Annotated in this window: 26 protein-coding genes and 3 tRNA genes; 8 read left to right on the plus strand and 21 right to left on the minus strand. The window is 72.6% G+C overall.

The window, feature by feature from the left end:
* Positions 1-2 precede the first annotated feature (2 nt).
* The 4 genes from NOCJ54_RS0106260 to rplJ form a co-directional block, all read right to left on the minus strand.
* Positions 3-785 (minus strand): MlaE family ABC transporter permease, encoded by a 783-nt coding sequence (locus tag NOCJ54_RS0106260; RefSeq protein WP_028654819.1) that lies wholly within the window; start codon positions 783-785, stop codon positions 3-5.
* Between the two features lie 9 nt (positions 786-794).
* Positions 795-1757 (minus strand): ABC transporter ATP-binding protein, encoded by a 963-nt coding sequence (locus NOCJ54_RS24160; RefSeq protein ID WP_036517063.1) that lies wholly within the window; start codon positions 1755-1757, stop codon positions 795-797.
* Positions 1758-2077: 320 nt separating this feature from the next.
* Complete coding sequence (rplL, locus tag NOCJ54_RS0106270; protein ID WP_028654820.1) at positions 2078-2470, minus strand: 50S ribosomal protein L7/L12; 393 nt, start codon at positions 2468-2470, stop codon at positions 2078-2080.
* Positions 2471-2548: 78 nt separating this feature from the next.
* Complete coding sequence (gene rplJ, locus NOCJ54_RS0106275) at positions 2549-3202, minus strand: 50S ribosomal protein L10 (protein ID WP_028654821.1); 654 nt, start codon at positions 3200-3202, stop codon at positions 2549-2551.
* Positions 3203-3464: 262 nt separating this feature from the next.
* Here rplJ and NOCJ54_RS0106280 point away from each other — a divergent pair, with 262 nt between their 5' ends.
* Positions 3465-4766 carry an aminotransferase class I/II-fold pyridoxal phosphate-dependent enzyme gene (locus NOCJ54_RS0106280; RefSeq protein WP_036517064.1) on the plus strand — a complete coding sequence of 434 codons (1302 nt, stop codon included), beginning with the start codon at positions 3465-3467 and terminating at the stop codon, positions 4764-4766.
* A 119-nt stretch (positions 4767-4885) separates the two neighbouring features.
* Here NOCJ54_RS0106280 and NOCJ54_RS28070 read toward each other — a convergent pair whose 3' ends face one another.
* The 6 genes from NOCJ54_RS28070 to NOCJ54_RS0106310 form a co-directional block, all read right to left on the minus strand.
* Complete coding sequence (locus tag NOCJ54_RS28070) at positions 4886-5599, minus strand: DUF4232 domain-containing protein (RefSeq protein WP_028654823.1); 714 nt, start codon at positions 5597-5599, stop codon at positions 4886-4888.
* Between the two features lie 143 nt (positions 5600-5742).
* Positions 5743-6459, minus strand: coding sequence for a 50S ribosomal protein L1 (rplA, locus tag NOCJ54_RS0106290; protein ID WP_028654824.1), 717 nt, complete (start codon positions 6457-6459; stop codon positions 5743-5745).
* 63 nt (positions 6460-6522) lie between these two features.
* Positions 6523-6954, minus strand: coding sequence for a 50S ribosomal protein L11 (gene rplK, locus NOCJ54_RS0106295; protein ID WP_028654825.1), 432 nt, complete (start codon positions 6952-6954; stop codon positions 6523-6525).
* Between the two features lie 192 nt (positions 6955-7146).
* Positions 7147-7995 (minus strand): transcription termination/antitermination protein NusG, encoded by an 849-nt coding sequence (gene nusG / locus NOCJ54_RS0106300; protein ID WP_028654826.1) that lies wholly within the window; start codon positions 7993-7995, stop codon positions 7147-7149.
* A 46-nt stretch (positions 7996-8041) separates the two neighbouring features.
* On the minus strand, positions 8042-8305 hold the full coding sequence (gene secE / locus NOCJ54_RS0106305; RefSeq protein WP_028654827.1) for a preprotein translocase subunit SecE: 264 nt from the start codon (positions 8303-8305) through the stop codon (positions 8042-8044).
* Between the two features lie 41 nt (positions 8306-8346).
* Positions 8347-8419 (minus strand) — tRNA-Trp (locus NOCJ54_RS0106310).
* A 197-nt stretch (positions 8420-8616) separates the two neighbouring features.
* Here NOCJ54_RS0106310 and NOCJ54_RS0106315 point away from each other — a divergent pair.
* Both NOCJ54_RS0106315 and NOCJ54_RS24170 read left to right on the plus strand, forming a co-directional pair.
* On the plus strand, positions 8617-9645 hold the full coding sequence (locus NOCJ54_RS0106315) for an adenosine deaminase (protein WP_036517065.1): 1029 nt from the start codon (positions 8617-8619) through the stop codon (positions 9643-9645).
* 66 nt (positions 9646-9711) lie between these two features.
* The gene (locus tag NOCJ54_RS24170) at positions 9712-10314 is read left to right on the plus strand and encodes a DUF4190 domain-containing protein (protein ID WP_051485531.1); all 603 of its coding nucleotides are present in this window, start codon (positions 9712-9714) and stop codon (positions 10312-10314) included.
* Positions 10315-10332: 18 nt separating this feature from the next.
* On the opposite strand, the gene NOCJ54_RS0106325 is transcribed toward NOCJ54_RS24170, so the two are convergent.
* The 10 genes from NOCJ54_RS0106325 to NOCJ54_RS0106370 form a co-directional block, all read right to left on the minus strand.
* Complete coding sequence (locus tag NOCJ54_RS0106325; protein WP_028654829.1) at positions 10333-11367, minus strand: UDP-N-acetylmuramate dehydrogenase; 1035 nt, start codon at positions 11365-11367, stop codon at positions 10333-10335.
* Positions 11360-11761, minus strand: coding sequence for a MaoC/PaaZ C-terminal domain-containing protein (locus NOCJ54_RS0106330; RefSeq protein ID WP_036517068.1), 402 nt, complete (start codon positions 11759-11761; stop codon positions 11360-11362). Before NOCJ54_RS0106330 ends, NOCJ54_RS0106325 begins: the two co-directional genes overlap by 8 nt.
* A complete protein-coding gene (locus tag NOCJ54_RS0106335) occupies positions 11761-12159 on the minus strand; it encodes an FAS1-like dehydratase domain-containing protein (RefSeq protein ID WP_028654831.1) in 399 nt (132 codons plus the stop codon). The genes NOCJ54_RS0106330 and NOCJ54_RS0106335 overlap by 1 nt, the downstream gene beginning before the upstream one ends.
* Before the next feature lie 503 nt (positions 12160-12662).
* A complete protein-coding gene (rpmG, locus tag NOCJ54_RS0106340) occupies positions 12663-12833 on the minus strand; it encodes a 50S ribosomal protein L33 (protein ID WP_028654832.1) in 171 nt (56 codons plus the stop codon).
* A 58-nt stretch (positions 12834-12891) separates the two neighbouring features.
* A tRNA-Met gene (locus NOCJ54_RS0106345) sits at positions 12892-12965 on the minus strand.
* Between the two features lie 65 nt (positions 12966-13030).
* Positions 13031-13103 (minus strand) — tRNA-Thr (locus NOCJ54_RS0106350).
* Positions 13104-13211: 108 nt separating this feature from the next.
* The gene (locus tag NOCJ54_RS0106355) at positions 13212-14630 is read right to left on the minus strand and encodes an amidase (RefSeq protein WP_028654833.1); all 1419 of its coding nucleotides are present in this window, start codon (positions 14628-14630) and stop codon (positions 13212-13214) included.
* Between the two features lie 110 nt (positions 14631-14740).
* On the minus strand, positions 14741-15469 hold the full coding sequence (locus NOCJ54_RS0106360) for an LrgB family protein (protein WP_036517069.1): 729 nt from the start codon (positions 15467-15469) through the stop codon (positions 14741-14743).
* On the minus strand, positions 15466-15855 hold the full coding sequence (locus NOCJ54_RS0106365; protein WP_028654835.1) for a CidA/LrgA family protein: 390 nt from the start codon (positions 15853-15855) through the stop codon (positions 15466-15468). The genes NOCJ54_RS0106360 and NOCJ54_RS0106365 overlap by 4 nt, the downstream gene beginning before the upstream one ends.
* Positions 15852-16853, minus strand: coding sequence for a pirin family protein (locus NOCJ54_RS0106370; RefSeq protein ID WP_028654836.1), 1002 nt, complete (start codon positions 16851-16853; stop codon positions 15852-15854). The genes NOCJ54_RS0106365 and NOCJ54_RS0106370 overlap by 4 nt, the downstream gene beginning before the upstream one ends.
* Positions 16854-17294: 441 nt before the next feature.
* On the opposite strand from NOCJ54_RS0106370, the gene NOCJ54_RS0106375 reads away from it, so the two are divergent.
* From NOCJ54_RS0106375 to NOCJ54_RS0106395, 5 genes are all read left to right on the plus strand, one after another.
* On the plus strand, positions 17295-17765 hold the full coding sequence (locus tag NOCJ54_RS0106375) for a nitroreductase family deazaflavin-dependent oxidoreductase (RefSeq protein WP_028654837.1): 471 nt from the start codon (positions 17295-17297) through the stop codon (positions 17763-17765).
* Between the two features lie 78 nt (positions 17766-17843).
* Positions 17844-20477, plus strand: coding sequence for a non-ribosomal peptide synthetase (locus tag NOCJ54_RS24180; RefSeq protein WP_051485532.1), 2634 nt, complete (start codon positions 17844-17846; stop codon positions 20475-20477).
* Positions 20474-21490, plus strand: a complete 1017-nt coding sequence (locus NOCJ54_RS0106385; RefSeq protein WP_028654838.1) for an iron ABC transporter substrate-binding protein — start codon at positions 20474-20476, stop codon at positions 21488-21490. Before NOCJ54_RS24180 ends, NOCJ54_RS0106385 begins: the two co-directional genes overlap by 4 nt.
* Before the next feature lie 50 nt (positions 21491-21540).
* The gene (locus NOCJ54_RS0106390) at positions 21541-23058 is read left to right on the plus strand and encodes an ABC transporter permease (RefSeq protein WP_036517072.1); all 1518 of its coding nucleotides are present in this window, start codon (positions 21541-21543) and stop codon (positions 23056-23058) included.
* Positions 23058-24119 (plus strand): ABC transporter ATP-binding protein, encoded by a 1062-nt coding sequence (locus NOCJ54_RS0106395; protein ID WP_028654839.1) that lies wholly within the window; start codon positions 23058-23060, stop codon positions 24117-24119. The genes NOCJ54_RS0106390 and NOCJ54_RS0106395 overlap by 1 nt, the downstream gene beginning before the upstream one ends.
* Positions 24120-24221: 102 nt before the next feature.
* Here NOCJ54_RS0106395 and NOCJ54_RS0106400 read toward each other — a convergent pair whose 3' ends face one another.
* Positions 24222-25355, minus strand: coding sequence for a response regulator transcription factor (locus NOCJ54_RS0106400; protein ID WP_028654840.1), 1134 nt, complete (start codon positions 25353-25355; stop codon positions 24222-24224).
* Positions 25356-25455: the final 100 nt, after the last annotated feature.

Consider the following 25455-nt stretch of genomic DNA (forward strand, 5'->3'; position numbering starts at 1 on the left):
CGCTAACCCGTCTTCGGGGGCACGACCTGCAGGTAGATCGTGCTCAGGGTGAAGTTGACGACGAACAGGAGCAGGAAGGTGATGACGACGGACTCGTTGACCGCGTCGCCGACACCCTTCGGGCCGCCGGCGGCGTTCATGCCCTTGTAGGACGCGACGACGGCGGCGATGAGGCCGAAGACGAGGGCCTTGATCATGCCGATCCACACGTCGGGCAGCTGCGCGAGCGCGGTGAAGCTGGCCAGGTAGGCGCCCGGGGTGCCGTCCTGGAGGATCACGTTGAAGACGTAGCCACCGCCGACGCCGACGACCGCCACCATGCCGTTGAGGAAGACCGCGACGAGCATGCAGGCGAGCACGCGGGGCACGACCAGGCGCTGGATCGGGTCGATGCCCAGCACCATCATCGCGTCCAGCTCCTCGCGGATCTTCCGCGCACCGAGGTCAGCGGCGATCGCGGAGCCGCCGGCGCCGGCGATGAGCAGCGCGGTGGCGATGGGGCCCGCCTGCTGGATGACCGCGAGCACGGACGCCGAGCCGGTGAACGACTGCGCGCCGAACTGCTTGATCAGGCCGCCCACCTGCAGCGCGATGACCGCGCCGAAGGGGATGGCGACCAGCGCCGTCGGGACGATGGTGACCGAGGCGATGAACCACGCCTGTTGGAGGAACTCCCGGGTCTGGAACGGACGCCGGAACAAGCTCCGCCCCACGTCGAGCGCGAAGGCGAACAGCTTGCCAGCGGTTCCGACAGGCTGGAGAGCCCGAGCAACCGTCAGTGACATGAAGATCCGTCAGTGCTCGGCGCGTCCACTGGCGTGCTCGGCTTCCTTGGTGAAGGAACCCGGCGGCGGCGTCACGCCGTTGAGGCGGCACCACTCGCCCGGCGGGCGCTGGGCCCGGCGCGGGATACCGTTGGACGGCTCGAGCTGCAGCGGGATCGGGGGCAGCGGCGGCAAGCTCAGGTCCTTCTCCGCGGCCAGCTGGTCGGCGTCCTTCTCCTCGGACATGCCGATCGGGCCGACGGTCTGGGCGTTGAGGAACTGGCGCACCACCGGCTCGTCGGACGACAGCAGCATCTCGCGCGGGCCGTACATGGCCAGGTGCTTGTGGTAGAGCAGGCCGATCTGGTCCGGCACGATCCGCACGGAGTGGATGTCGTGGGTGACGATGAGGAAGGTCGCGTCGATCTGGGCGTTCAGGTCGACGAAGAGCTGGTTGATGAACGACGTGCGCACCGGGTCGAGGCCGGAGTCGGGCTCGTCGATCAGCAGGATCTCGGGGTCGAGCACGAGGGCGCGGGCCAGGCCGGCGCGCTTGCGCATGCCGCCGGAGATCTCGCCGGGGAGCTTCATCTCGGCACCGAGGAGGCCGACGAGGTCCATCTTCTCCATGACGATGTCACGGATCTCGGACTCGGACTTCTTGGTGTGCTCGCGCAGCGGGAAGGCGACGTTGTCGTAGAGGTTCATCGAGCCGAACATCGCGCCATCCTGGAACAGCACGCCGAACAGCTTGCGGACCTCGTAGAGCTCCTTCTCCGAGCACGAGGCGATGTCGGTGCCCTCGATGACGATCGAGCCCTCGTCGGGCTTGATCAGGCCGATGAGGGCCTTGAGGAAGACCGACTTGCCGGTGCCGGACGGGCCCAGCATCACCGAGATCTCGCCGGCGGGGAGGGTGAGCGTCACGCCCTTCCAGATGAGCTGCTTGCCGAACTGTTTGGTCAAGTTCGTCACCGCAACGTCGACGCCCATGTGTTCCCTCTTCCCTACGTCCGCTGACCCGGAGCATTGCTGCACTTGCACAACGCAGCGAGGTGGCGCACGTTACGCACCGCCCGTGGTGGGCGTCACGTGACGACGGCCACCGCGAACGGGACCGTACTCGTGAGTAGCCCCGCGGGTCAACCGGGGTCCACCCCCGCGGCCAGAGGGTTGACAGGATGCCCGGTCACTGCATCCGGGCCACGCCCGGGGCGCCAGGCGGCCGCGTCCCGAGGTGGCGCCGAAAAGCGACAGGGCCGGCAGAGCGTGCGCTCTGCCGGCCCCGGGTGCTGACCGAGGTCAGCGAGGGGTCACTTGAGGGTGACGGTGGCGCCGGCGCCCTCGAGGGCCTCCTTGGCCTTGTCAGCGGCCTCCTTGTTGACCTTCTCGAGGATCGCCTTCGGGGCGCCCTCGACGAGGTCCTTCGCCTCCTTGAGGCCGAGCGAGGTCAGCGCGCGGACCTCCTTGATGACGTTGATCTTCTTGTCACCAGCGGCCTCGAGGATGACGTCGAACTCGTCCTGCTCGGCGGCGGCCTCGCCACCGGCCGCGGCGCCGCCGGCGGCGGGGGCAGCGGCAACGGCGACGGGGGCAGCGGCGGTGACGCCGAAGGTCTCCTCGAACTGCTTCACGAACTCGGAGAGCTCGATGAGGGTCATCTCCTTGAACGCGTCGAGGAGCTCGTCAGTGGTGAGCTTCGCCATGGTGGCGTGTCCTTTCTCAGATGGCCTGGCCGCGTACTGCGGGCGGGCCGGGTTTCAGGTGGTGTACGTCGGCCTGGATCAGGCGTCGGTGGACTCGGTCGCCTCGTCAGCGGCAGCCTCGGCGGCCGCGGGGGCCTCCTCAGCAGCAGCGTCCTCGGCGGCCGGGGTCTCCTCGGCAGCGGCCGGCGTACCGGCACCACCTGCGAGGATCGAGGGGTCCTCCTGCGCCTTCGCCTCCAGGGCGCCGGCGAGCCGGGCAGCCTGGGCGAGCGGGGCGTTGAGGAGGTAGACGGCCTGGCTGAGCGAAGCGAGCATCGCGCCCGCCAGCTTGCCCAGGAGCACCTCGCGCGACTCGAGGTCCGCCAGCTTGGCGATCTCGTTCGCGTCGAGGATGTTGCCGTCCAGAACGCCACCCTTGATCACGAGGGTGGGGTTCGCCTTGGCAAAGTCACGCAGACCCTTCGCCGCCTCGACGACGTCGCCCGTGATGAAGGCGATCGCGGTCGGGCCGGTGAGGAGGTCGTCGAAGCCGTCGATGCCCGCCTCCTTGGCGGCGAGCTTGGCCAGCGTGTTCTTGACCACGGCGTAGTTGGCGTTCGCACCGAGGGAGCGGCGGAGGTCCTGCAGCTCCTTGACGGTGAGACCGCGGTACTCGGTCAGCACAGCGCCTGCGGCCTCGCTGAAGTGCTCAGCGATCTCCGCGACGGCGGCCTGCTTGTCTGCCCGCGCCATGGGTCTCCTTCCGGTGGGGACCGCCGCACTCGTCCGGGAAAGACGAACGCCCCGAGCGCAGGCGCTCAGGGCGTGGACATCGCGGGCTTGCCCGCGTCGTTCTGCTCTGATCCCCTGCGCAGGCCGTCCACTCTCGCGGAACCTTCGGCCCGGACTGGTAGCCCGGACAACCGGCGGTCTTAAGGTTTCGACGACGAGGGTACGACGGCGCCCACTCCCGCCCCAAATCCACGAGCAGCCCGACGCTGCCCCCGCGGGGCCGATGCGGCACGATGGTGCCGTGACCTCCGCGACCCCTCTCGCCGACCTGTCCGCCGACGACCTCGCCGCGCGCCTGACGGCGGTGCGCGCCGACTACGACGCGCTCAAGGAGCGCGGGCTGAAGCTGGACCTGACGCGGGGCAAGCCCGGAGCCGACCAGCTGGACCTGTCCAACGGGCTGCTGACCCTGCCGTCGTCGTACAAGGACCGCTCGGGCACCGACGTCCGCAACTACGGCGGCCTCGAGGGCCTCGCCGAGCTGCGCGAGATCTTCGCCGACCTGCTGGGCGTCGACACCGCCGACGTCGTGTGCGGCGGCAACTCGAGCCTGACGATGATGCACCAGGTCATCACCTGGATGCTCCTCAAGGGCGGGCCGGACTCCCCGCGGCCGTGGTCGCAGGAGCCGGTCGTGAAGTTCATCTGCCCGGTGCCCGGCTACGACCGCCACTTCACGATGCTCGCCGAGCTCGGCATCGAGATGGTGACCGTCCCGATGACCCCCGACGGCCCGGACCCGGTCGCCGTGCGCGCGCTCGTCGCCGACGACCCGGCCATCAAGGGCATGTGGATCGTGCCGACCTACGCGAACCCGACCGGCGCGGTGTGCTCCGCCGAGGTCGCCGCCGAGCTGATGGCGATGCCGACCGCGGCCCCGGACTTCCGGATCTTCTGGGACAACGCCTACGCCGTGCACCACCTGACCGAGGTGGAGACCAAGAGCGCCGACGCGCTCGGCCTCGCTGCGGCGTCCGGCCACCCCAACCGGCCGGTCATGTTCGCCTCGACCTCGAAGATCACCTTCGCGGGCGCCGGCGTCGCCGCGCTGGCCGCGTCGGCGGAGAACAAGGCGTGGTACCTCGAGCGCCTCGGCTTCGCCGCCATCGGACCGGACAAGGTCAACCACCTGCGCCACGTCGAGTTCTTCGGTGACGCCGACGGTGTGCGCGCGCACATGCGCAAGCACCGCGACCTGATCGCGCCGAAGTTCGCCGCGGTCGAAGAGGCACTCACCTCCCGCCTGGCCGGCCTGGGCATCGCCGAGTGGACGGTCCCGACCGGCGGCTACTTCGTGAACCTCGACGTGCTCGACGGCACCGCCTCGCGCGTGGTCGCCCTCGCCAGGGAGGCCGGCATCGCGCTGACCCCCGCCGGCTCGGCCTTCCCGCACGGCGACGACCCGAACGACCGCAACATCCGCCTCGCCCCCACCTTCCCCGTGCTGGAGGAGGTCCAGGCCGCGATGGCCGGGGTCGCGGTCTGCGTGGAGCTGGCCGCGCTGGAGTCGCTGACGCAGGGCTGAGCCGGTGGCGAGGGAATCACCTCCTCAGCGGTGATTCCCTCGCTTCCTGACCGTTGCAACGGTCAGGAAGCAGCAGGACCGGTCAGGAAGTGGCGCCCGGACGGCAGGGGCAGCGGTCGCTAGGCAGGCTGGAACGGCGACAGCGAGAGCGTCGTGAACTGGCCGATGTCGGCCGCGTGGCCGTCGATCAGGGCAGGGACGGTGATCGGCACCTGGCCCGCGGCGAGCTGGACGACGACGATCGAGGCCTGCTCCTGCTCCGCACCGGCGAGGGCGCCGCTCCACAGCAGGTGCAGGGTCGCCTCCTCCCCCGGCGCGACCCGCACCGGGCGCCGGGGCACGGCGTTGCCACCGGCGTCGTGGTCACGGTGCCCGACCTCCGGTACGAACGTGGATCCCCACGTGCCGCGCACACCGATGCCCGGGACGCCCTCGACCACGCAGGACCGGTCGGAGGTGTTCCGCACGACAAGGGTCGTCACCCGGGTGCCCGCGGCGGCGTCGATGCCACGCAGGGACCCGGTGACGTCGTCCGGGCCGCAGTGGTCGGGGCCGGGGTCCACGGCGGCACGGGTGCGCAGCAGCGCCACCAGCGCGTCGCCCTGCAGCTGCTCGTCGGCCACCGGCGGGGCGCCGTCGGGGCTCTCGTCGTAGCCGGGCGGGACCTCCTCCAGCCCGGGCGGGGCGGTGGTGCCGCTCGGGCCGTCCGCCGCGACCGACGTCCCCGGTCCACCGGGCGGGCGGTCGTCCGTCCCGTCGGAGCAGCCGGCGAGCCCGCCGCTGAGGGCTCCGGAGAGCACGACGACGAGCAGGGGCGTCCCGAGGCGCAGCACCCGGTCACCCTACGCAGGCGCGTCGGGCTGCCCGCGAGCCGCCCGCGAACACCGGGGAACGGCGACGCCCGCCGCCCCTGCTGGGGACGGCGGGCGTCGTACGGCGTCGTGGGCGGCGTGTGCCGCCCGGTGCACCGGAGGCGTCAGGCGACCTCGTCCTCGACCGCGACGTTCTTGGTGCGGTTCGGGTCGACCTGGACGCCGGGGCCCATGGTCGTGGAGATCGTGACCTTCTTCAGGTAGCGGCCCTTGGAGCTGGCCGGCTTGAGACGCAGCACCTCCTCGAGGGCGGCGGCGTAGTTCTCGGCGAGCTGCTGCTCGGAGAAGGACGCCTTGCCGATGATGAAGTGCAGGTTGGCGTGGCGGTCGACGCGGAACTCGATCTTGCCGCCCTTGATGTCGGAGACGGCCTTGGCCGGGTCCGGGGTGACGGTGCCGACCTTCGGGTTCGGCATGAGGCCGCGGGGACCGAGCACGCGGCCGAGGCGGCCGACCTTGCCCATGAGGTCCGGGGTGGCGACGACGGCGTCGAAGTCCGTCCAGCCGCCGGCGACCTTGTCGATCAGCTCGTCGCCACCGACGAAGTCGGCGCCGGCCTCACGGGCGGCCTCGGCCTTGTCCGCGTTCGCGAACACGAGGACGCGGGCGGTCTTGCCGGTGCCGTGGGGCAGGTTGACGGTGCCGCGCACCATCTGGTCGGCCTTGCGGGGGTCCACGCCGAGGCGGAAGACGACGTCGACGGTCTCGTCGAACTTCTTCTTGCTGGCGGCCTTCGCGATCTTGATCGCGGCGAGCGGCGCGTAGAGCTCGTTCTTGTCGAACGTCTCGGCAGCCGCGCGGTAGGTCTTGCTGCGCTGCATGGTGATTCCTTAGTTAGAAGAGGAGGTGTGGTCAGCGGGCCAGCGCGGCCCTTCCACGAGTGATCAGGCCTCGACGGTGACGCCCATGGAGCGGGCGGTACCCTCCACGATCTTCATCGCGGCGTCGATGTCGTTGGCGTTGAGGTCGGGGAGCTTGGTCGTCGCGATCTCGCGCACCTGGTCCTTGGTCAGCTTGCCGACCTTGTCCTTGTGCGGGACGCTCGAGCCCTTCTTGAGGCCGGCGGCCTTCTTGATCAGCTCCGCGGCCGGCGGGGTCTTCGTGATGAAGGTGAAGGACCGGTCCTCGTAGATCGTGATCTCGACCGGGATGACGTTGCCGCGCATGGACTCGGTCTGGGCGTTGTACGCCTTGCAGAAGTCCATGATGTTGACGCCGTGCGGACCGAGCGCGGTACCGACCGGCGGAGCCGGGGTGGCCGAGCCGGCCTGCAGCTGCACCTTGACCAGTGCGGCGATCTTCTTCTTGGGAGGCATTCCTCTATCTCTTTCTCTCGTGGTCACAGCGAGGACGTCGTCCTCTGCCACTTGCTGCCGGGGCAACCCGGACATTCTTCCGCGTCTTCGCGCGTACGGCGAATTGCGGGGAGGCCCCGCCACCGGACCGGTTCGGTCCCGGGGCGTTCCTCGCGCCGGTCGTCAGGGGCAGCGCGCTCGCGCGCGCTCCGCTCAGACCCGCTGGATCTGGCTGAAGCTGAGCTCGACCGGGGTCTCCCGGCCGAAGATCTCGACCAGGGCCTTGACCCGCTGGGCCTCGGCGTTGATCTCGGTGATCGTGGCGTGCAGCGTCGCGAAGGCACCGTCGACGATGAGGACCGAGTCGTTGACGTCGAAGTCGACGACCTCGACCGGCTTCTTCGCCGGGGTGGCGGCCGTCGTACCACCAGCGGCGGCAGCGGCCTCGCTCTCGGCGGCCGCGGCGGTGACCACGGCCGGGGCGAGCATCTTCTCGACCTCGCCCATGCTCAGCGGCACGGGCTGGTGGCTGTGACCGACGAAGCCGGTGACCGACGGCGTGTGCCGCACGGCGGCCCAGGACTCGTCGGTGAGGTCCATGCGGACCAGGACGTAGCCGGGGAGGACGGTGCGCTTGACCATCTTGCGCTGGCCGTTCTTGATCTCCGCGACCTCCTCGGTGGGGACCACGATCTCGTGGATGTAGTCCTCCATGTTGAGGGAGTGGATGCGGTTCTCGAGGTTCTGCTTCACCCGGTTCTCCATGCCGGAGTAGGTGTGCACGACGAACCAGTCACCGGGCTTGGCCCACAGCTCGCGGCGGAACGCCTCGAGCGGGTCCTCGTCCTCGGCCTCGGCGGGCTCGTCACCCTCGGCAGCGGCGTCGGCGTCGGCGTCAGCGTCGGCGTCAGCCTCGACGTCCTCGGTGCCGGCGAGGTCGTCAGCACCCTCGGTGGACGCCTCGGGGGCGCCCTCCTCGATGGCCTCGGGGGCCTCGACCTGGTCGGCCGCCTCGTCGATCTCGGGGGCCGAGTCGTACTGCTCCGACACGTGCTGCTCCATCAGTTGTCCGAAAATGTCAACGACGACCCCACCCGGGAGGGCGGGATCAGATGTCGTCCGCGCCGGTGAAGATCTCGAAGGCGAGCTTGCCGAAACCGAGGTCCAGCAGCGACACGATCGCGATCATCACGAGGACGAACGCGAGGACGACGAAGAAGTAGGTCACCAGCTGCTCGCGGGTGGGGTAGACCACCTTGCGCAGCTCGGCGACGACCTGGCGGTAGAAGGTCACCGGCCCGGTGCGCTTCTCGGAGGGCTTGCCGCCGGAGGGGTCCTTGCGGCCCCCGCGGACTGCCGGAGCGTCCGACACGCTGCTCACCCTTTCGCCAGTCGTTCTTTCGTCATCTCTTGCAGGGCACGAGGGACTTGAACCCCCAACCTTCGGTTTTGGAGACCGATGCTCTGCCAGTTGAGCTAGTGCCCTCCGCGGCTTCCCCCGGCTCCCGCTCCCCGACCTCGTCAGGGCGCGACTCACCATGTGGAGGATCCACCAAGGGATGACTCTACCCATCCTGACCACACGGGTCCAAAGCCGGCCCGTCGCCCGGCCGTCGCCCGGCCGTCGCAGAGGCGCCACGGAGCCGTCGCGGCGCCCCCACGGGCGACCCGGCCACCCCTACGATGGCGGGCGTGCGGGACCTCCAAGCTTTGCCCAAGGCGCACCTCCACCTGCACTTCACCGGCTCGATGCGGCACGCGACGCTGCTGGAGCTCGCCGAGCGCGACGGCATCCACCTGCCCGACGCGCTGGTCTCGGAGTGGCCACCGCAGCTGACCGCCGCCGACGAGAAGGGCTGGTTCCGCTTCCAGCGTCTCTACGACGTCGCCCGCTCCGTGCTGCGCACCGAGGACGACGTGCGCAGGCTGGTGCGGGAGGCCGCCGAGGACGACGTCGCCGACGGCGGGCGCTGGCTGGAGATCCAGGTCGACCCGAGCGGGTACGGCGGCCGGTTCGGCGGGATCACCGCGTTCACCGACCTGGTGCTCGACGCCGTGCGCGAGGCGTCGGAGCTGACCGGCCTGGGGATGGCGGTGGTGATCGCGGCCAACCGCACCCGCCACCCGCTGGACGCGCGCACGCTGGCCCGGCTGGCGGCGCAGTACGCCGGGCGCGGGGTCGTCGGCTTCGGGCTGTCGAACGACGAGCGCCGCGGGCGCACCGAGGACTTCGGCCGGGCGTTCGCCATCGCCGAGCGGGCCGGCCTGCTGCTGGCGCCGCACGGCGGTGAGCTGCGCGGCCCGGAGCACGTGCGCACCTGCCTCGACACGCTGCACGCGGACCGGCTCGGCCACGGCGTGCGCTCCGCGGAGGACCCGGCCCTGCTGGACCGGATCGTCGAGGCCGGGGTCGTGCTGGAGGTGTGCCCGGTCTCCAACGTGGCGCTCGGGGTCTACTCCGACCTGACGTCGGTGCCGCTGCCGACGCTGCTCGAGGCGGGCGCGACGGTGGCGCTGGGCGCCGACGACCCGCTGCTGTTCGGCTCGCGCCTGGCCGGGCAGTACGCCACGATGCGCGCCGCGCACGACCTGAGCGACGCCCAGCTGGCCGAGCTGGCCCGGATGTCGCTGCGCGCGAGCCGCGCACCGAAGGACCTGCTGGACCGCGCGCTGGCCGACGTCGACGCGTGGCTGGCCGGTCCCGACCGGTGACCCCTGTGGTCCGACGGTCACGCGGAGGCGGTTTCGCCGTGCCTGCCGGATGGGAGGATGGGGGCCATGAGCGAGCAGCCGCCCCTGGCGTCACCGTCCGGCCCCGACCCCTCGTTCGAGCCGTACTCCGCCCCCGCCTGGGGTGACGTCACCGGCGAGACCGGGACCGAGCCGACCCGGATGGCGCCGCCGGGACCCGCCCCGACCGCGTCCTTCGGCGCCGCTCCCCCGCCGCCGGCCGCCGGCGCCCACGGGGTGCCCGGCACGCCCGGGGGCCCGGCTGCGAGTGAGGCCGGCTGGTCGCCGTACCCGGTGGCCCCGCAGGGCCAGAACCCCTACCAGGTCCACCAGCAGTTCGTGACCTACGGCGCCCCGACCCACCAGCTCGCGACCACCTCGCTGGTGCTCGGCATCATCGGCATCGCCGGGATCCTGCTGACGCCGATCTTCCTGATCACCTTCCTCAGCGCCGCGTGCTCGCCGTTCGCGATCTGGCTGGGCATCAAGGCGCGCCGCGAGATCCGGGCCAACCCCCGCCAGTACGGCGGCGAGGGCGTCGCCACCGCGGGCCTGGTGACCGGCATCGTCGGCCTCGTGCTCGGCGTGATCGGGCTGTTGCTGATCGTCGCGCTGTTCGCCTTCTTCGCGGCGATCTTCAGCGCCGCCTGAGCCGCCTCCGCGAGCGGCTCAGAACTCGGCGCCGACCAGCACCGGCTCGTTGACGAGGGTGATCCCGAAGCGCTCCTGCACGCCGGCGCGGACCTCCCGGGCGAGGTCGAGCAGCTCGGCCGTGGTGGCGCCGCCCCGGTTGGTGAGCGCCAGCGTGTGCTTGGTCGACAGCGACACCCGCGCACCGGGGCGGTCGAGGCCGTAGCCCTTGCCGAACCCGGCGTGGTCGATCAGCCACGCCGCGCTGGTCTTCACCCGCCCGTCCGGCTGCGGGTACGACGGCGCCCCCTCGGGCACGGCGCCCGGCTCGACGAAGGGGTTGGTGAAGAACGAGCCCGCACTCCACGTGTCGTGGTCGTCGGGGTCGAGCACCATCCCCTTGCCGCGGCGCAGCCCGAGCACGGCCTCGCGCACCTCGGCCAGCGGCGCGCGCTCCCCCTGCTCGACACCGAGGGTGCGGGCGAGCTCGGCGTAGGCGACCGGGGCGCTGAGCCCGTCGCGGCGCAGCCCGAAGGTCACGTCGAGGACCAGGTGCCGGCCGGGGTCGGCCTTGAACCGTGAGTGGCGGTAGGTGAACTGGCACTCCTGCCCGGTGAAGGTGCGCTCGCCGCGCAGCACGCGGTCCCAGACCCGGACCCGGGTGATCGTCTGGGCGACCTCCTGGCCGTAGGCACCGACGTTCTGGATCGGGGTCGCGCCGGTGGTGCCGGGGATGCCGGAGAGGGCCTCCACGCCGCTCCAGCCCTCCGCGACGGCGCGGGCGACGAGGTCGTCCCAGCGCTCGCCCGCGGCGACGGTGACGCCGACGGTGTCCCCGTCCCCCTCGTCGTCGACCTGCATCCCACCGCCGGTGAGGTGGACGACGGTGCCGGCGAAGCCCGCGTCGGCCACGACGAGGTTGCTGCCGCCACCGACGAGCAGCACCGGCTCGCGCGCGGCGTCGGCCTCGGTGACGGCTGCCACGAGCGCGTCGGCGTCCGGGGCGGCGACGTACCGGCCGGCGGGGCCGCCGAGCCGCAGGGTGGTGAGGTCGGCGAGGGCGGGCTCAGGCACGGACGGTCGCCCTGGGCGCCCCGAGCACCTTGGTGCCGTCGACGGTGACCTCGAGCGCGAGCTTCAGCAGGCCGTCCTCGGTGCGGTCGCCGACCGTGCCGGCGACGGTCACCTGCGCGGCCCCCTCGGCAGGTACGACGACCGGCTGGGTGAACTTCGCGCCGATCTCGACGACCTCGGCGCCTCCGGTCCACTCGGCGACGGCGCGGCCGACGAGGGCGAGGGTGTACATCCCGTGCGCGATCACGCCGGGCAGGCCGACGGCGAGCGCGACCTCCTCGTCCTGGTGGATCGGGTTGTGGTCACCACTGGCGTGTGCGTAGGCGACCAGGTCGGCGCGGGTGACGTCGAAGGTGATCGTGGGCAGCGCGGTCCCGCTGGTCAGCTCGCTCATCAGGCACCTCCGCGGTGGACGAGGGTGGCGGTGGCGGTGCAGACCAGGGCGCCGTCGGCGTCGGTGATCTCGCTGGAGGTGCTGATGATGTCGTTGCCGCCGATGGACCGGACACCGGTCACGGTCAGCGTCGCGGTCAGCTCGTCACCGACGACGACCGGGCGCTGGTAGGTGAACCGCTGGTCGCCGTGCACGATGCGGGAGAGCTCGACCTGCTCGGCGGCGAGGAAGTCCTGCAGTGCGGCGAAGGTCACGACGATGGGGAACGTGGGCGGGACGGTCCCGTCCCCGGCGCCGGCACCGACGGCCGAGGCGAAGGCCGAGACGGCCTCCGCGGTGACCGGGCGGGGCTGCGTCGCGGGGAAGGCGCGTCCGACCAGGGAGGCGTCGATCGGCATGCGTCGACCCTAGTCCGGCGCTCGGGCTACTCGCGAGTCGCGTGCGCCCTGGGCCGGTGCACCACGCCTCCAGCCGGGTACCGGGCGTTCCTCCCGGTGGTTGAGGTGCGAGGCCGCCCGCGGCCGAGCCTCGAAACCACCGGGCCCGCGGGGCGGACTGTGCTGGGCACAGCCCGGTGCACCGTGACCGCAGGTTTCGAGGCTCGGCGCCGGGGCGCCTCGCACCTCAACCAGCGGCGGGAGGGCGCAAGCACCGGCACGCGCTCGGGCAGTGAGCTCCGGTTGGCCGCCAGGCGGGCTGTGCCACCCGCCGGGGGCAACGGCGTGCGCGGCAGCGCGGCGCCCGCGCCGAAGCGTCGAGGGCAAGCGTGGGCCGAGCGGAGCGAGTGCCTGCGCGCAGCCCTCGACAGGCGACGCGCTCGCGCGATCATGCGCTGCAACGACGACGACCCGCCGGCCCCATCGGGGGCGGCGGGTCGTCGGAGCGCTGGTGGCGCTGGGGTTCAGCGGGTCTCGCGGTGCGCGGTGTGCTTGCGGCAGCGCGGGCAGAACTTCGACAGCTCGATGCGGTCGGGGTCGTTCCGGCGGTTCTTCTTCGTGATGTAGTTGCGCTCCTTGCAGTCCACGCAGGCAAGCGTGATCTTGGGGCGAACGTCAGAGCTCTTGCTGGCCACGAGGATTCCTTCGGGATGCGTCTTGGGGGTGCTGCTGGAACTGCTTCGTCATCTGGCGTAGCGGGGGCGGGACTCGAACCCGCGACACCACGATTATGAGCCGTGTGCTCTAACCACCTGAGCTACCCCGCCAGGGGGTCAGGGCACCCGCGTCCCCGGCCGTTGTTCTGGCCGGTTCGGCGGACCCTTGCTCCCAGAGCCCCTTTACGGAATCGAACCGTAGACCTACTCCTTACCATGGAGTCGCTCTGCCGACTGAGCTAAAGGGGCAACGGCCGAGAACTATATACGCGCCCCCGTGCCGCGCGAAATCGGCGGCACCATCCACGGATCGGGCCACCTCCCCGGCCTCTTCCGGACGCCGCGGGAGTGCCCGGATCAGTCCTGGATCCGGGCGAACGGGACGGCCTCCTCGAGCTCGTAGGCGAGCTCGATCAGCAGGGCCTCGTGGCCCGGCGCGGCGCCGAACATCATCCCCTGGGGCAGGCCGCCGGCGGTGGTGGCGAGGGGCAGCGAGATGGCCGGCGCGCCGGTGATGTTCTGCCACGGGGTGAAGGCGACCCAGTCGAGCAGGCGGTCGATGATCACGTCGTGCTCGAGGGTGGGGTCGAGGTGGCCGACCCGCGGCGTGGCCGTCGCCAGCGTCGGGGTCAGCGCGACGTCGTACCGCTCGTGCCAGAGCTCGGCCTGGTTGGCCGCGCGCTTGAGGCGGGTGATCGCGCCGGGCAGGCGGTGCAGGTTGCGGCGCGCGTGCCGGGCGAGGCCGAGGGTGAGGTTGTCGTGGCGGGTGCGGTCCCAGCTGCGGCCGTGGCGGGCGCGGCCGGTGGTGAGCATCACCTGGGCCAGCATCGCCCAGTAGAGCAGGAAGTCGTCGGCGAACCCGGGGCCGACGGGCACCTCGGCCTCGGTGACGGTGTGGCCGAGGTCCTCCAGCAGCGCGGCGGTCTTCTCGGTCAGCGCGGCGGTCTCGGGGTCCGCGCCGCGGCCGACGCCGGACGTGTTGAGCGCGACCCGCAGGCGGCGCTTGATCGGGCGGGTGAGGTCACCGACGGGCGGCAGCTCGAGGTTGCGGTGGACCCGCTCGGCCTCGCGGTAGAACGCGGCGGTGTCGCGCACGGTGCGGGTCACCACGCCGTCGGAGACGATCCGGATCGGCATGTCACGGAAGAGCTTGTCCTGGGCGAGCCGGCCCCGGGTCGGCTTGAGCCCGACCAGGCCGTTGACCGCCGCCGGGATGCGGATCGAGCCGCCGCCGTCGTTCGCGTGGGCGATGGGCACGGCGCCCGCGGCCACCAGCGCGGCCGCCCCGGAGCTGGACGCCCCGGCGGTGTGCTCGGTGTTCCACGGGTTGCGGACGGCGCCGAGGCGCGGGTGCTCGGCGGAGGCGCTGAAGCCGTACTCCGAGAGCTGGCTCTTGCCGAGCGCGACCAGGCCGGTGGCGAGGTACTGGTCGGCGAAGTCGCCGTTGCGGCGGGCCGGGCGCGGGTCCCAGGCGTCGGTGCCGGCCATCGTGGGCATGCCGGCGACGTCGACGTTGTCCTTGACCAGCGTGGGTACGCCGGCGAGGAACCGGCCGGTCTCGTCGGGGCCGCCGGCGGGCACGGTGCCCGCCTCGGCGCGTGCGCGGTCCCAGGCCTGGTAGGCGATCGGGTTGAGGTCGCCAGCGACCTTCTCGATGCGGGCGATGGCGGCGTCGACCGCCTCGCGGGCGGAGACCTTGCCGGCCCGGAGGTGCTCGGCCAGCCCGACCGCGTCGAGGTCGCCGAGGGCGTCGTCGGTGAAGGAGTGCACGCGCATGGTGGGAACCTAACCGGACCTCGGGGAACCCGCCGCGCGACACGGTCGGATTTCCCCCGAAGAGGGCACCGGCAGCGGTGCCGCCCTGGCTCGGTCAGGACAGGGCTCGGTCAGAACAGGACGACGGCGAGCAGCGGCACCAGGATGCTGATCGCCAGCGCGGACAGGCCCATCGAGAGCCCGGCGAAGGCGCCCTCGGTCTCGTCCTCCTGCAGCATCCGCGAGGCCCCGACGCCGTGCGAGACCGCGCCGACCGCGAGCCCGCGGGCGCGACGGTCGCGGATCCGGAGCAGGTTGAGCGTCGCCGGCCCGACGACCGCGCCGAAGACGCCGATCAGGATCACCAGCACCGCCGCCACCGGGGCGATGCCGCCGACCGCGTCGGTGACCGCGATCGCGACCGGGGTCGTCGCGGACTTCGCGGTCAGCGTCTTCTCGAGCCGGTCGTCGGCCCCGAGCGCCCGCGCGATGAGCACCGCGCTGACGATGGACACCGCGGCGCCGACCACCACGGCCACCAGCATCGGGACCACGAAGCCGGTCAGCCGGCCGGCCTGCCGGTGGAGGGGCACGGCGAGGGCGACCGTCGCGGGACCGAGCCAGAACGCGATCATCTGGGTCGCGGAGACGTAGTCGTCGTACTCGACGTCGAGGAGGGTGATCCACGCGCCGACGATGACGATGGCGACCAGCACCGGCTGGGCGATCGCGTGGCCGCCGAGCCGGTTCTGGAGCTTGCGGCCCAACTGGTAGCCGATCAGGGTCACGGCGAGCAGGCCGAGCGGGGAGCGCAGGACGTCGACGACGTCGTCGAGGGCGTTCGTGATCGCGTCGTTCATGCGGCGGCCTCCGCCGGCGGGTCGCCGAGGTCGTCGCGCGGGCGGCCGAGCAGCCGCTCGAGGCCGACCGCGGTCCAGCCCACGACGACCAGGCCGAGGAACCACGAGCCGAGCACCGCGACGGTCACCGGGAGCACGTCGCGGCCGAGGACCGAGGCGAAGGCGACGACTCCCACCCCGGCCGGGATGAAGAACAGCTGGAGGTGGCGGAGCAGGCCGGAGCCCGCGATGACGATCGAGCCGCTGTCGTCGTACCGGCGCAGGCGGAGGTAGGCGAAGAGCAGCAGCATCCCCACCACCGGGCCGGGCACGGGCAGGTCGAGGACCCGCACCACCAGCTCACCGAGGAGCTGGAACCCGACCAGCCAGGTCAGGCCAGCGATCACCGGCGCTCCCTCAGCCGGGCGTTGGGCAGGGCGGGCGCCGGGATCGGCGGCAGCGGCTGGTCCGGTACGACGCCGAAGCGGCCAGCCGCGACGAGGCGGCTGTCGGGCAGCACGCTGCCGGTGGCCGGGTCGGTGATCTGCTCCTGCCAGGCCGCTCGGTAGGCGACGACCTCGTCGTGCGTGCGGCCCACGAAGTTCCACCACATGACGATCGACTCGCCGAACGGCGGGCCGCCGAGGACGAGCAGCCGGGCGCCGTCGCCGCCGGCGACGAGGCTGATCTCGTCGGTGCCGGGCGGGACGTAGGCGAGGTCGGCCGGACCGGCGTCCAGGCCGCAGACGCCGGCCGAGCCGAGGTCGACCAGGACGCCGTGCTCGAAGGTCGGGTCGACCGGCACGGCCAGGGAGGTGCCGGGGTCGAGGACCAGCTCGGCGCCGAGCAGCGGGGTGAAGGTGGCGACCGGCGAGCTGTCGCCGAGCAGGGACCCGAGGAAGACGTGGGCGCGCCAGCCGTCGCCGGAGACCTCCGGCGGCGCGTAGTGCTCGAAGCCGGGGTCGGTGTCGCGGGCCGCCTCGGGCAGCGCGACCCACAGCTGCGCGCCGTGCAGCACGGTGGTCGCGGCGGTGGAGACCTCGGAGTGGCTGATGCCGCGGCCGGCAGTCATCAGGTTGACCTCGTGCGGGCGCACCATGGCCACGTTGCCCGCGCTGTCGCGGTGCTCGATCTCACCGGTGAACAGCCAGCTCACCGTCTGCAGCCCGGTGTGCGGGTGCGGCGCGACCACCATGCCGCCGCTCTCGCTGACCGGGTCCGGGCCGTAGTGGTCGAGGAAGCACCACGCCCCGATCAGGGACCGGTGCCGCTGCGGGAGGGTGCGTCGTACCGACATCGCACGGGGCCCGCCCAGCGGCACCTCGCGCGGCGTCATCAGCTCCACGCCGGCCGCCTCCCGGCCCTCGCACACCATCTCACCGGGATCCCGGTCCGGGTTGCTCATGCCCCCATCCTCCCCCTTCTGCCCCGCGCCCCGTCTTCCTCCGCCTCCCCCACCCCCGCGAGGTGTGAGGGTGGGCACCACGAGGTGCGGGTTGTGGTGGCACGAGGTGCGGGTCGTGGTGGCACGAAGTGCGTGGCATGGCGGCTCGAGGTGCGGGTCGTGGTGGCTCGAAGTGCGTGGCTTGGCGGCTCGAGATGCGGGTCGTGCCTGCGCCGTACGCCGCCAGCGTCCTCGCACCACCACAAGGCGCACCTCACACCACCACAAGGCGCACCTCACACCGCCACGACCGACACCTCGCACCACCACAACCCGCACCTCGCGGCGCGAACCCTCACACCTCGCGGCGCGAACCCCCACACCTCGTGGTGCCGGGGGTCACACGTCGGGGTGGTGGAACGGAGGACGGGGTGGGGTGGGGATGTCCTAGGGTGCGGGGCCATGGGCCTGCTCACCCCCGTCGCGATCAAGCTCGGGTCGTACTCCTGGATGCCGCGACTGCTCCCCCAGATCACGTGGACCGACAAGCACCTGCAGCGGCTGACGAAGCGGCGGGTGAGCCTCGTCGGCATCGCCGGGCTGCCGAGCCTGCTGCTGACGGTCAAGGGCCGCAAGAGCGGGATCCCGCGCTCCACGCCGCTGCTGTGCGTGCCGTGGCAGGGCGGCTGGCTGATCGCCGGGTCGTCGTTCGGCGCGCCGAAGCCGCCGATCTGGTCGGCGAACCTGCGGGCGGCCGAGACGGTCGAGGTCGACTACAACGGCCGGCACCACACCTGCACCTGGCGCGAGCTCCTCGACGAGGAGAAGGAGCGCGCGTGGGCGCACATGGTCACCATCTGGCCGAACTACGACAAGTACGTGGAGTGGACCGACCGGGTCATCCCGGTCTTCCTGCTGACGCCGGTCGACTGACCGCCGCCCGGCCGGGCGGACCCGACCACCCCTTGGGAAGTTCGCCAGTAAGGGAAGCCTTGCTTTAGTCTTCCGGCCATGGGGGAAGGCACGGTCGAGGCCCCTGCCTCGGCAGGGTTCGCTGACCTCGCCCGCCACGGGGAGCGCACCGCGCTCCGTGCCGGTGGGCGGGTGGTCAGCTACGCGGAGCTGGACCGTCGCGTCACGACGGCCCGCGACGCGCTCGAGGCGTTGACGCCGCCGGGCAGTCGCCAGCTGATGCGCCTGGACCCCGCCCCGACGGTGGACTTCGTCGTGGCGTGGCTGGCGGCGCTGACCGGCGGCCACACCACGTTGCTCACCCGCGACCGCGGGCTCGGCGCGGCCTACCTCCCCTCCGTGGAGCACGCCGACGGCGCCTGGCACCGCACCGGCACCACGGCACCGCGGCTCCACCCCGACCTCCGGCTGCTGCTCAGCACGTCCGGATCCACGGGGTCCCCCAAGCTGGTCCGCCTCTCTGCGTCGAACCTGGACGCCAACGCCCGCGCGATCGCGACGTACCTCGGGCTGCGCAGCGACGACGTCGCCGTGACCACGCTCCCCCTCGACTACTGCTACGGCCTCTCGGTGCTGCACAGCCACCTCGCCGTGGGCGCCTCGCTGCTGCTCGACGACCGGTCGGTGACCGACCCGGGCCTGTGGGCGGACGCCCGCGATCACGGTGTGACGTCCTTCGCCGGCGTCCCCTACACCTTCGACCTGCTCGGCGCCGCCGGCTGGCCGGACCTGCCGAGGCTGAGGCAGGTGACCCAGGCGGGCGGACGGATGGCGCCCGAACGGGTGCGCGCACTGGCCGAGCAGGGTGCCCGCGAGGGCTGGGAGCTGGTCGTGATGTACGGCCAGACCGAGGCGACCGCGCGGATGGCCTACCTGCCGCCGGACCTGGCCGCCAGCCACCCCGGCGCGGTCGGGGTCGCGATCCCCGGCGGGTCGTTCCGGCTCGAGCCGGTCGACGGGGCCGAGGCCGGCGTCGGGGAGCTCGTCTACTCCGGGCCCAACGTGATGATGGGGTACGCCGAGTCGCCGGCCGACCTGGCCCGCAGCGCCGAGCTCACCGAGCTGCGCACCGGCGACCTGGCCCGGTTCACCGAGGACGGGCTCGTCGAGATCGTCGGACGGCGCTCCCGCTTCGCGAAGCTCTTCGGCCAGCGCATCGACCTCGACCGCGTGCAGACGCTGCTCGCCCTCGGCGGCCACGACACAGGCTGCGCCGAGGCCGACGACGCCGAGCAGCTGGTCGTCGCCGTCCCGGGCGACCCCGACGCGGGCGTGCTGGCCGAGGTGGGCGCGACGGTCGTCGCCGAGACCGGGCTGCCCGCACACGCCGTCCGGCTGGTGCCCGTGAGGACGCTGCCCCGGCTGGCCAACGGCAAGCTGGACCAGCAGGCCGTCGCCCGGCTCGAGGCGCCGCTCGAGGTCGACGGCGACTCGCCCGTCCGGTCGCTGGTCCGCCTCTACGAGCGGGTGCTGGGTCGCGACGTCGTCGGGCCGCACGACTCGTTCGTGACGCTCGGCGGCGACTCGCTGTCGTACGTCGAGCTGTCGCTGCGCCTCGAGCACCGGCTGGGCCGGCTGCCGTCGGACTGGCAGCACCGCACGATCGCCGACCTCGCGCTGCTCGCCCCCGCCGCTGGCTGCCCCGGCGAGGCGGGCACGACCGCGCGGCACCGCTGGTTCGCCCGCATCGACACCACGATCCCGCTGCGGGCGCTGGCGATCCTGATGATCGTCGGCTCCCACACCGACCTGTGGGTGCTGGTCGGCGGTGCGCACGTGCTGCTCGGGGTGGCCGGGGCCAACTTCGCGCGCTTCCACCTCACCGACGAGCACGCGCGCGAGCGCCTGCGCCGGGTCCGCCGGGCCGCGGCCCGGATCGCCGTGCCCGCCGTGCTGTGGATCGGCCTGGTCACGTTGCTCACCGGCGACTACCCGCTGCGCACCGTGCTCCTGCTCAACGACGTGCTCGGCGGACGCGACTGGTCCGAGCCCGCCTGGCACTACTGGTTCGTCGAGGTCGCGCTGCTCTGCGCGGTCACGGCCGGCCTGCTGACGTCGGTGCCGCGGGTGATGGCGCTCGAGCAGCGCCACCGGTTCGGGCTCGCGGCCATCCTCGCCGCCGTGCTGCTCGTCCCGCGCTTCTGGGCCGACCTGACGTCGTACGACGGCGACGTGATCCACTCCTCGCTGTTCGTCGCCTGGCTCTTCGCCGGCGGCTGGGCCGCCGCGGTCGCCCGCTCGACCGGGCAGCGGGTCGTGGCAGCCGCCCTGCTCGTGGCGGGGACCTGGGGCTTCACCGGCGACACCCAGCGCGACCTGGTCATCATCGGCGGGCTGATGGCGCTGGTCTGGCTGCCGACCGTGCCGTGGCCGCGCCCGCTCGTCGGGCCGACCGGTGCGCTGGCCAGCGCGTCGCTCTACGTCTACCTGACCCACTGGCAGGTCTACCCGCACCTCGAGGACCGCTGGCCGCTCGGCGGACTGCTCGCCTCGCTCGCAGTCGGCCTGCTCGCGTGGCGCGTCGTCGAGCGGCTCGCCCCGGCCGCGACCCGGCTCGCCCGCCTGCCCCAGCACGTGCGGCCCGCCCGCCGACCCGATCCCCGACCCACACCGGCCCGTCCCGTCAGGTCGGCCCGATCCCACCACCACCTCACTGGACAGGAAGCACGATGAAGAAGCAGCTCCTGCGCGCCGGCCTCGGCGTCGCAGCCCTCACGCTCGTCGCCCCGCTCCTCGCTGCGTGCAGCGGGGACGACGAGCCGAAGCTCGTCATCTACAACGCCCAGCACGAGCCGCTGCTGAAGGAGCTGGCGCCGGCGTTCACCGAGGAGACCGGCATCGAGGTCGAGCTGCGCAACGGCAAGGACCTGGAGCTGTCCAACACCCTGGTCCAGGAGGGCGACGCGTCCCCGGCCGACGTGTTCCTGACCGAGAACTCACCGGCGATGTCGCAGGTCGAGGCCGCGGGCCTGTTCGCGAAGCTCCCCGACGACCTGGTCGCACCGATCCCTGAGCAGTACCGCCCGCGCAGCGGCCTGTGGACGGGCTTCGTCGCGCGCTCGACCGTCCTGGTCTACAACACCGAGCAGGTCCAGGAGTCCGACCTGCCCGCGTCGCTGCTCGACCTCGCGAAGCCCGAGTGGAAGGGCCGCATCTCGTTCTCCCCCACCGGTGCGGACTTCCAGGCGATCGTCGCCGCCGTCCTCGAGCTCGAGGGCGAGGAGGCCACCCGCGCATGGCTGGAGGGCATCAAGGAGAACGGCACCGTGTACGACGGCAACAACGTCGTCCTGGAGGCCGTCGACTCCGGCCAGGTCGAGGTCGGCATCGTCTACCACTACTACTGGGAGCGCGACCGCAAGGAGAACGGCGACGTCAGCGACAGCTCGGCCCAGCACTACTTCACCGACCAGGACCCCGGCGCCTTCGTCAGCGTCTCCGGCGCGGGCATCCTCGAGTCCAGCGACATGAAGGACGAGGCGGAGAAGTTCATCGAGTTCCTCGTCAACGAGACCGGCCAGCAGGTCCTCGCCGACAGCTACGCGCTGGAGTACCCCCTCAACCCCGCCGTGGAGCTGCCCGGCGTGACCAAGGCGTTCAGCGAGCTCGAGCCGCCGGAGGTCAACGTGTCGGACCTCGACGCCCGCAAGGTCGTCGACCTGATGACCGAGGTCGGCTTCCTCTGACCGACGCCCTCGTCTCCCAGCGACCCCCCGCGACCCGTCGGCCGCGGGGGGTGGCTGCGCCTGCCCTGCCGCTGCTGCTGGTCGGACTCGCAGTCGCCGCCCTGGCGCTGGTCCCGCTCGGCTACGTGCTGTGGAGCACCGCCGAGCTCGGCCCCGGCGAGGCAGGGGCGTTCCTGTGGCGCCCCCGCATCGGCGAGCTGCTGTGGAACACCACCCGGCTGCTGGTCGTCGGGGTCCTCGCCAGCGTCGCCGTCGGCGTCGCCGGAGCGTGGGTCGTCGAGCGGACCGACGTCCCGGGACGCGGCTGGTGGCACGGCCTGCTGTGCGCGCCCCTCGCCGTGCCCGCCTTCGTCAACGGCTTCGGCTGGGTGTCGACCACCCACGCGGTGCAGTCGTTCCCGGGCGCGGTGATGGTGGTGACGCTGTCGTACTACCCGCTCGTCTACCTGCCGACCGTCGCGGCCCTGCGCCGGCTCGACCCGGCCGTCGAGGAGGTCGCGACCGCGCTCGGCCGCAGCCCGTGGAGCGTCTTCTGGCGGGTCACCCTGCCCGCGACCAGCCCGGCGGTGCTGGGCGGCGCCCTTCTGGTCGGCCTGCACCTGCTGGCGGAGTACGGCGCCCTGCAGCTGCTCAACTACCCGACCCTCACGACGGCGATCCTCCAGCAGTACGGCACCGTCTTCAACGGTCCCGAGGCGACCTTGCTCGCGCTGGTGCTCGTCGCCTTCTGCCTGCTCCTGCTCGGCCTCGAGCTGCTGCTGCGCGGACGCCGACCGCGCAGCCGCGTCGGCGCCGGCACCAGCCGGGTCGCCGGCCGGGTGCCCCTCGGCAGGGCGCGACCGCTCGTCGTCCTGGCCCTGGCCGGGCTGGTTCTCTGGGCCCTGGCCGTCCCCCTCGCCGCACTGGTGCGCTGGCTGGTGCGCGGCACGTCCGCGGGCATCGAAGGTGCTGAGCTGGCCGACGCGCTCGGCAACACCCTCCTGCTGGCCGTCCTCGGCGGGCTCGTCACCACCGCCGCCGCCGTCCCCGTCGTGTGGCTGGCCGTGCGGCACCGCAGCCTGCTGACGACGGCCATCGAGCGCAGCGTCTACACCGCCAGCGCGATGCCGGGCATCGTCATCGCCCTGGCCCTGGTCACCGTCTCGATCCGCGCCGTGCCGGACCTCTACCAGACCATGGCACTGCTCGTCGCGGGCTACCTCGTGCTGTTCCTGCCCCGCGCCGTGGTCAGCGTGCGCGGCACCTTCGAGCTGGTCCCGCCGGCACTGGAGGAGGTCGCGCGCAGCCTCGGTTGCAGCGGTCCCGAGGTCGCCCGCCGGGTGACCCTGCCACTCGTCGTACCCGGCCTGGCGGGCGCCGGGGCGCTGGTCGCGCTCGCCGTCTCCACCGAGCTCACCGCCACGCTGCTGCTGGCGCCGATCGGGACCGACACCCTCGCCACGAAGTTCTGGTCGGAGGCGTCCTCGATCGCGTACGGCGCCGCCGCGCCTTACGCCCTGGCGCTGATCGTGCTCTCCGTCCCCTCGACGTGGCTGCTCGCCCGTCTCAGCACCAGGAGTGACCGCTGATGCCCGCACTGGAGATCCGCGCCCTGACGGCGGGCTACGGCAAGGACCCGGTGCTGCGCGGCATCGACCTGACGGTCACGTCGGGCGTCACCGCCATCCTCGGCTCCTCGGGCTGCGGCAAGACGACCCTGCTGCGAGCCGTCGCCGGCTTCGTGCAGCCGGCGGCCGGGACGATCGACGTCGCCGGGACGCGCGTCGTCGGCGGCGGCGGGCGCAGCGTGCCCGCCCGGCGGCGGGGCATCGGGTACGTCCCCCAGGAGGGCGCGCTCTTCCCGCACCTGACCGTCGCGCGCAACATCGCCTTCGGCCTGCCCCGCGGCCAACGGCGCAACGCCGGTGGCGTGGTCGCGGAGGCGCTGGCGATGGTCGAGCTCGACCCGTCCCTGGCAGCGCGCTTCCCGCACCAGCTCTCGGGTGGCCAGCAGCAACGTGTCGCCCTGGCCCGGGCTCTCGCCCCGCAGCCGAGCCTGGTGCTGCTGGACGAGCCCTTCTCCTCCCTCGACGCCGGCCTGCGGGAGGAGACCGGCCGGGCCGTGGTCCGTGCCCTGCGCGCTGCGGACGCCGCCGCCGTGCTGGTCGCCCACGACCAGGGCGAGGCGCTGTCGCTGGCCGACCAGGTCGCGGTGATGGCGCAGGGGCGCTTCCTCCAGGTCGCCCCACCGGCCGAGGTGTACCTCGAGCCCGCCGACCCGCAGGTCGCGTCGTTCATCGGCCACGCCTCGCTGCTCCCCGGCGAGGGCGACGGAGCCGGCCGCGCGACGTGCGCGGTCGGTGAGCTGGCGGTGCGCCCCGGCCACCCCGGCACGGCCGGGCCGGCCGGGCCGGTCCAGCTCGCCATCCGCTCCGAGCAGGTGCAGATCCGCACCGACGGCGCCGGCACGCCCGGCGAGGTGGTCGACGTCAGCTTCTTCGGGCACGACGCCACGGTGCGGCTCCGCCTCGACTCCGGGGAGCAGCTCGCCGCGCGTACCCCTGCCGACTCCGTGCCGCACCCCGGCGAGAAGGTGCGGCTGTCGGTCGTCGGCGAGGTCGTGGCCTTCGCCGGCCAACCGGGCGCCTGATGACGAAAAACTTGATGACGAGAGCTTGCGCTTGATGACGGTTGCAACCGTCGTCAGGCGCAGGAATCCCCGCCCAGGCGGGGATTCCTGCAGCCGTCAGGGTCAGCCGAACCAGCCCGACGGCGCGAGCTCGCCACCCATCCGCGGCACGTACTGGTCGAAGTAGATCCGCGCAATCAGCTCGCGCCGCGAGCGGACGTCGGCCTTCTCGAAGACGGACTTGAGGTGGTCCTGGACGGTGTAGGCCGACAGGTGCAGGGTGCGTGCGATCTCCTTGGTGTCCACGCCCTGCAGCACCAGCTGGGTGACGTCGCGCTCGCGGGGGGTGAGCCCGAAGGCGGCGACGACGAGGGTGACGATCTCGGGCGGGCGGGCCTCCTCGATGGTGATCACCACGTCGCCGTCCCGATCGCGGAACGAGCTGAGCGGACCGGCCTGCAGCACCAGCCACATGCCGCTCGCGGTGCGCAGCCGGCAGCGCGGGATGCCCTCGGACTCGCCGCGGGCGAAGCGCCGGGCGGCGCCGATCAGGGCGGCGACCGGGGACAGCGGGGCGCAGTGACCCGGCCCGGTGGCCAGCTCGCTGAGGCGGACCTCGGCGGCCGGCGTCATCTGGGTGATCTGGTTGTCGGGGCCGACGATGATCACGGCCGGCCCGGCGCCGGCGTCGGGCCGGCAGGGCGCGTGGTCGGCGACCCGGGCCAGCATCCCGGAGCGCACGCCGTGGGCGAACGGCGCGGCCAGGGAGGCGAGGAAGTCGACCTCTGCCTCGTCGAAGGGGGCGTCGTCCGCGCCGCGGAAGAGGGCCACCCCGCCCCACGCCTCGCTGCCGTCGCGCATCGCGAGGCGGGCCTCGTCGGCGAAGCCGAAGTTGGGCTGCATGAACTGCGACAGCCGTGGCGAGAGCTCGGTCCGGCCGCCGGTCAGCAGGTGCACCCCGGCCGCAGGCACCTCGGCCCGGGCGATCGCCCGGAAGGAGGTCGGCTCCTCGGTGCCGTACTCGATGAGCCCGAACTCGTGGTCGTGGCTGTTGCGGATCGCCAGCTCGCCGTACTTGCGGGCGCTGGTGAGCATGTGGCTGCTCGGGTCGTGCGTCGCGATGCAGGCAGCCACCCACGGGACGGCACGGCGCACCGACTCGACCGCCTCGACGAGGAAGGTCTCGAGGTCCAGACCGGCCCGCGCCACGACGTCGACGTCCTGGCGCACCCGCGCCGCGGTCAGTCCTCGGGCCATGCGTAGCAGTGTGTGGCAAGGCCCGGGGTGCTGCCATCCCAGATTTCTGGGGATTGTCCTGCTCCCACATCCGCAGGGCGGAGATCTACCCAGGGATCGG

Source organism: Nocardioides sp. J54, from assembly GCF_000519005.1.
Taxonomy (GTDB): domain Bacteria; phylum Actinomycetota; class Actinomycetes; order Propionibacteriales; family Nocardioidaceae; genus Nocardioides.

What these genes read in the sequence shown, in the direction of transcription:
- NOCJ54_RS0106260 (WP_028654819.1), bottom strand. Translation starts at nt 785, where the DNA reads ATGTCACTGACGGTTGCTCGGGCTCTCCAGCCTGTCGGAACCGCTGGC.
- NOCJ54_RS24160 (WP_036517063.1), bottom strand. Translation starts at nt 1,757, where the DNA reads ATGGGCGTCGACGTTGCGGTGACGAACTTGACCAAACAGTTCGGCAAG.
- rplL (WP_028654820.1), bottom strand. Translation starts at nt 2,470, where the DNA reads ATGGCGAAGCTCACCACTGACGAGCTCCTCGACGCGTTCAAGGAGATG.
- rplJ (WP_028654821.1), bottom strand. Translation starts at nt 3,202, where the DNA reads ATGGCGCGGGCAGACAAGCAGGCCGCCGTCGCGGAGATCGCTGAGCAC.
- NOCJ54_RS0106280 (WP_036517064.1), top strand. Translation starts at nt 3,465, where the DNA reads ATGCGGCACGATGGTGCCGTGACCTCCGCGACCCCTCTCGCCGACCTG.
- rplA (WP_028654824.1), bottom strand. Translation starts at nt 6,459, where the DNA reads ATGCAGCGCAGCAAGACCTACCGCGCGGCTGCCGAGACGTTCGACAAG.
- rplK (WP_028654825.1), bottom strand. Translation starts at nt 6,954, where the DNA reads ATGCCTCCCAAGAAGAAGATCGCCGCACTGGTCAAGGTGCAGCTGCAG.
- nusG (WP_028654826.1), bottom strand. Translation starts at nt 7,995, where the DNA reads ATGGAGCAGCACGTGTCGGAGCAGTACGACTCGGCCCCCGAGATCGAC.
- NOCJ54_RS0106315 (WP_036517065.1), top strand. Translation starts at nt 8,617, where the DNA reads ATGGCGGGCGTGCGGGACCTCCAAGCTTTGCCCAAGGCGCACCTCCAC.
- NOCJ54_RS24170 (WP_051485531.1), top strand. Translation starts at nt 9,712, where the DNA reads ATGAGCGAGCAGCCGCCCCTGGCGTCACCGTCCGGCCCCGACCCCTCG.
- NOCJ54_RS0106330 (WP_036517068.1), bottom strand. Translation starts at nt 11,761, where the DNA reads ATGAGCGAGCTGACCAGCGGGACCGCGCTGCCCACGATCACCTTCGAC.
- NOCJ54_RS0106335 (WP_028654831.1), bottom strand. Translation starts at nt 12,159, where the DNA reads ATGCCGATCGACGCCTCCCTGGTCGGACGCGCCTTCCCCGCGACGCAG.
- NOCJ54_RS0106355 (WP_028654833.1), bottom strand. Translation starts at nt 14,630, where the DNA reads ATGCGCGTGCACTCCTTCACCGACGACGCCCTCGGCGACCTCGACGCG.
- NOCJ54_RS0106360 (WP_036517069.1), bottom strand. Translation starts at nt 15,469, where the DNA reads ATGAACGACGCGATCACGAACGCCCTCGACGACGTCGTCGACGTCCTG.
- NOCJ54_RS0106370 (WP_028654836.1), bottom strand. Translation starts at nt 16,853, where the DNA reads ATGAGCAACCCGGACCGGGATCCCGGTGAGATGGTGTGCGAGGGCCGG.
- NOCJ54_RS0106375 (WP_028654837.1), top strand. Translation starts at nt 17,295, where the DNA reads ATGGGCCTGCTCACCCCCGTCGCGATCAAGCTCGGGTCGTACTCCTGG.
- NOCJ54_RS24180 (WP_051485532.1), top strand. Translation starts at nt 17,844, where the DNA reads ATGGGGGAAGGCACGGTCGAGGCCCCTGCCTCGGCAGGGTTCGCTGAC.
- NOCJ54_RS0106385 (WP_028654838.1), top strand. Translation starts at nt 20,474, where the DNA reads ATGAAGAAGCAGCTCCTGCGCGCCGGCCTCGGCGTCGCAGCCCTCACG.
- NOCJ54_RS0106395 (WP_028654839.1), top strand. Translation starts at nt 23,058, where the DNA reads ATGCCCGCACTGGAGATCCGCGCCCTGACGGCGGGCTACGGCAAGGAC.
- NOCJ54_RS0106400 (WP_028654840.1), bottom strand. Translation starts at nt 25,355, where the DNA reads ATGGCCCGAGGACTGACCGCGGCGCGGGTGCGCCAGGACGTCGACGTC.